General features: G+C 67.7%; 2 protein-coding genes. Both read right to left on the bottom strand.

Annotated features, from left to right (window positions below; all coding sequences use genetic code 11):
• On the bottom strand, positions 1-512 hold a 512-nt coding region (locus ADK52_RS08605), incomplete at its 3' end, for an AMP-binding protein (protein ID WP_159045879.1).
• The coding region (locus ADK52_RS08600) for a condensation domain-containing protein (protein WP_159045878.1) at positions 488-1144 on the bottom strand (657 nt) is incomplete at its 5' end. The genes ADK52_RS08605 and ADK52_RS08600, both read right to left, overlap by 25 nt.

Genomic DNA, 1144 nt, shown 5'->3' with positions numbered 1-1144 from the left:
TACGCCTGCGGACACCGCACCACGTAATTCACCAACGCCGCATGCGACACCACCACACCCTTCGGCCGCCCCGTCGAACCCGACGTGTAGATCACATACGCCGGATGCGCGGGCAGCACCGAAGATTGCCGGTCGTCATCGAGGAGGTCGGAGGCACTGAGCCCGGCCATGGCTTGGTGCACGGAACGCTCGTTCAGAAGCAAGCGCTTCGCCGTCACCGCATCGTCCTGGGGCAGCAGGGCCGCTGTGGCCGCGTCCGTCAGGACCAGCACGGGTTCGGCGTCCGCGAGCATGTACGCGATCCGGTCCGCCGGGTACTCCGGGTCCACCGGCACGTAACCCGAACCGCTCTTCAGAACGGCGAGCAACGCCACGACCAGGTCCACCGATCGCGGCAGAACCACTGCGACCAGCCGCTCCGGACCGGCACCACACGCCACCAGATGGCGGGCCAGACGATTCGCCCGCTCGTTCAGCTCCGTATAGCTCAGCTCGACGCCGTCACTGACCACCGCCCGTGCGTCCGGAGTCCGCAGCACCTGTGCCTGGAACAACTCCGGCAACGTCGCATCCGGAACCGCGTGAGCCGTGTCGTTCCACTCGACCAGCATCCGCCCGTGTCGTTCCACTCGACCAGCATCCGCCGACGCTCGTCCGCGGCAAGGACACTGACACTACGGATCGGCTGATCGGGTGCAGCGGTGAGCACTTCGAGCAGGCGGGTCAGCCGCTCGGCGAGCTGCTCGACGGTGGTGCGCTCGAACAGATCGGTGCGGTAGTCGAGCCGCCCCGCCAAGCCGGCAGGTACGCCGTCCCGCGCGTGTGTCTCTCCCAAGCTGCACGAGAGGTCGAACCTGGCCGCCATCCCGCCGGCAGCTTCGGCCTGCGCATGGATTCCGGGCAGGTCGAGATCGGGTTGGGCGTTGTTGTGGAAGGTGAGCATGACCTGGAAGAGGGGGTGGCGGGCCATGGAGCGCGCCGGGTTGAGGATCTCCACGAGTCGCTCGAACGGGACGTCCTGGTGGGCGAACGCCGCCAGGTCCGTCTCCCGGACCCGCTCCACGACCTCCCGGAACGTCGGATCGCCCGAGACGTCGGTGCGCAGGACAAGCGTGTTCACGAAGAACCCGACGAGATCGTCCAG

This window comes from Streptomyces sp. WM6372 (genome assembly GCF_001279655.1).
In the GTDB taxonomy this organism is placed as follows: domain Bacteria; phylum Actinomycetota; class Actinomycetes; order Streptomycetales; family Streptomycetaceae; genus Streptomyces.
The sequence above is the reverse complement of the archived record's forward strand: the minus strand, read 5'-3'. Positions and strand labels throughout refer to the sequence as shown.